Source organism: Streptococcus sp. HMSC074B11 (assembly GCF_001808705.1).
In the GTDB taxonomy this organism is placed as follows: Bacteria; Bacillota; Bacilli; order Lactobacillales; family Streptococcaceae; genus Streptococcus.
Map to the genome: position 1 here is coordinate 1 of NZ_KV794268.1, position 388 is coordinate 388.

Consider the following 388-nt stretch of genomic DNA (forward strand, 5'->3'; position numbering starts at 1 on the left):
AACCAAAGCTTCTGCAACTTACACCCCAACTGTGACACCAGTAACTCCAACAGGTGAACCAGCTACAACTATTGGACCAAAAGGTAAAGAACAGTCTGGTAAACCAACATTCAAGGAAGGCGATAGCCGTGTTCCAATGAATAATGACGTTCCAGCAACATTTGACGATGGTTCAACAACTAAGACTATTTCAGGTGTTGGTACATACACAGTAGCAGCAGATGGAACAGTAACCCTCGTACCTGAGAAATCATTTACTGGAACAGCTCCATCTGTTACAGTTGTTCGTGAAGATATGAACGGAACAAAAGCTTCTGCAACATATACACCAACAGTAACACCGGTTACTACATTTGTAGATAAAGAAGGCAATTCAATTCCAGGATAT

At 41.5% G+C, this 388-nt stretch carries 1 protein-coding gene; it reads left to right on the forward strand.

The features are described 5' to 3' along the window. Positions 1-388: hypothetical protein (locus tag HMPREF2619_RS04240; RefSeq protein WP_261673716.1), on the forward strand; the 388-nt coding region annotated here is incomplete at both ends.